At 71.1% G+C, this 596-nt stretch carries 1 protein-coding gene; it reads right to left on the bottom strand.

From position 1 onward, the window contains the following. On the bottom strand, positions 1–596 hold a 596-nt coding region (locus ABWW33_RS32990), incomplete at both ends, for a contractile injection system protein, VgrG/Pvc8 family (RefSeq protein ID WP_353405624.1).

The following is a 596-nucleotide window of genomic DNA, read 5'->3' as shown; positions in this document are numbered from 1 at the left end:
TGTTGGCGTAGCCGGTCTCACGCGCTTGCGCGATGGTCAGTGCGTAATCGTCCGGGAGGTCCAGGGCTATCTCTTGCAGCAGTTCCGGTATCGGCCCGAACAACTCGGCCAGCGCCTGCTGCGCCGGCGACGGCAGGTTGTTGACGCCCACGCTGCGCACGCGCAGCACCACATAGGCCGGCACGGCGCCCGAGCTCGATTGGAGCGGTCCCTGCGTCAGGTTGAAACGGGTGCCGGCCGCCAGGGTGCGCACCGTGGAGCGCCCGCGCCACAGCTGGGCTGCGGCCTCCCGGCCTTGCATCTGCATGTCGGCGTAGCGCTGCGCCTGGGCGCCGTTGGCGTAGGCGTACTGGCCCGGCACATCGTAGCTTTCCAGCGCCGGCAGCTTGCCGGAAGCGAGCTGCGACGGCGTACTGGCGGACACGGCCTGCTTGGCCTTGTAGTCGTAGCTGAGCAGGGTCGTCAGCGATGCCGTCACGCGGCGCCGCGCCTGCAGCGCCTGGATGGTGTCCGATGCCTCGCCGGCGCGCACGCCGTGAAAGCGGATGCCGCCGCCGGCCGCGCTGCTGGCGTCCTCCGGCGTGGCGCTGGCCTGG

Origin of the sequence: Duganella hordei (genome assembly GCF_040369125.1) — a bacterium.
GTDB lineage: Bacteria > Pseudomonadota > Gammaproteobacteria > Burkholderiales > Burkholderiaceae_D > Rugamonas > Rugamonas hordei.
This window is presented reverse-complemented; position numbering and strand designations above follow the sequence as displayed.